The 1,126-nt window shown below is 43.9% G+C and carries 3 protein-coding genes; 2 read left to right on the plus strand and 1 reads right to left on the minus strand.

The window, feature by feature from the left end:
• Positions 1 to 267 precede the first annotated feature (267 nt).
• Positions 268 to 426: a hypothetical protein gene (locus D5270_RS16490; protein WP_166545103.1), complete on the minus strand. Its 159-nt coding sequence runs from the start codon at positions 424 to 426 to the stop codon at positions 268 to 270.
• On the opposite strand from D5270_RS16490, the gene D5270_RS16495 reads away from it, so the two are divergent.
• Together D5270_RS16495 and D5270_RS16500 are read left to right on the plus strand one after the other, a co-directional pair.
• A complete protein-coding gene (locus D5270_RS16495; protein ID WP_330587550.1) occupies positions 413 to 811 on the plus strand; it encodes a DUF5067 domain-containing protein in 399 nt (132 codons plus the stop codon). The two genes, D5270_RS16490 and D5270_RS16495, sit on opposite strands and share 14 nt — an antisense overlap.
• A gap of 31 nt (positions 812 to 842) precedes the next feature.
• The coding region (locus D5270_RS16500) for a zinc ribbon domain-containing protein (protein ID WP_166545104.1) at positions 843 to 1,126 on the plus strand (284 nt) is incomplete at its 3' end.

A 1,126-nucleotide genomic window follows, 5' to 3' on the forward strand; every position in this document is an offset into this window, starting at 1 on the left:
AAAAATATATTGAATAATGTAAAAATGAAAAGAGGAATGTAAAATGAAGTGTCCAAGATGTGGCGGGAATATTCCGTCAGGAGCGACGAGCTGCGGAAGTTGTGGGGCAAGGCTTACATACAGACAACCACAAGGACAGACTGCTGCCAACGGCGTTCAAAGTGCCACTAGACCTACAACTGCTAAAAAAACTAAGGGTAAATTTCAATGGTGGCAGATTCCTATATACATACTAATTTTTGCGATTGGGTGTGGTGTAGGGAGTTCTTATACCAAAAATACCATCAAATCTGCAATTTCAGACGCTTTTAGGGATTCACCTTCTTCTTCGTAATCCTCAAAAACTTCACAGGACTCAAAGACATCAGAAGCTAGTGAGAGTTCATCTAAAGAATCTTCTGTAGCCTCAGAGATTGCCGCTAACACAGAGCCGGTTGCATCCGACAGTGGTACACTTGGGGATTATAGCGTTTCAATTTTGGACTCCAGAAAGACTAAAGATTATGAGGGAAAGCCTGCTCTTATTGTAGGATATAAATTTACAAATAACAGCTCTGAGAATAAATCTTTTGCTATCGCTATTCATCCCCAAGCCTATCAAAATAGTGTCCAACTTGAAAGTGCAATTTTAGCGGGAAGTGACGATAGCTTCAACTCGCAAAATTATTTAAAAGATGTCCAGCCCGGCGGAACGCTCGAAGTCGAGATGGCCTATCTGCTTGAAAATGAAACTAGCGAGGTGACAGTTGAGGTCACTGAGCTGATATCTTTCTCCAAAGAGAAGCTTACAAAGAAATTTTCTCTGGGATAAGTTTTAACACCTAAGGAATGGAGAATACAAAATGAAGTGCCCAAAATGCGGCTCCAATCTTTCTTACGGCGCGGTCTCCTGCCGCAACTGCGGGGCGAAGTTCAAAACCGCGAAGTGTCCCCACTGCGGCAAGGACGTTATCCCCGGCTCCCCTTTCTGCCCGGCCTGCCGAAAAGATATCAAATGGGGCATTTCAAATGTTCAGGGTGTTTCTGCCGTAAGCCCGAAGAAACCGCTGACTAAGCGCTGGTGGTTTTGGGCGGCTTGTGTTTTACTTGTTGTTGGGATAGTGGGGAATATTGGGAATGCCATAAA

It is taken from the genome of Acutalibacter sp. 1XD8-36, assembly GCF_009917525.1.
Taxonomy (GTDB): domain Bacteria; phylum Bacillota; class Clostridia; order Oscillospirales; family Acutalibacteraceae; genus Acutalibacter.